Raw genomic sequence first — 245 nt, forward strand, 5'->3', positions numbered from 1 at the left:
TACTTAATTAAAAGTCGAAATTATCAGGATCTGGACCAACACGGTGATTCTGATTCAATCCATAAATTTGGTTCATTTCCTCTTCTTTCAATTCGAAATCGAATACAGTTGAGTTTTCGACAATACGATGTTCTTTAGTTGATTTTGGAATCGTTACAATCACATTTTGTAAATCCCAGCGTAAAATGACTTGTGCAAAAGACTTGCCATGGTTGGTCGCAATTGCTTGTAATACTTCATTATAC

At 34.3% G+C, this 245-nt stretch carries 1 protein-coding gene; it reads right to left on the bottom strand.

All coding sequences use genetic code 11. The features are described from left to right. Positions 1–7 precede the first annotated feature (7 nt). The coding region (locus tag ACYP5M_RS26660) for an aldo/keto reductase (RefSeq protein ID WP_459735746.1) at positions 8–245 on the bottom strand (238 nt) is incomplete at its 5' end.

Source organism: Peribacillus sp. N1 (genome assembly GCF_054600815.1).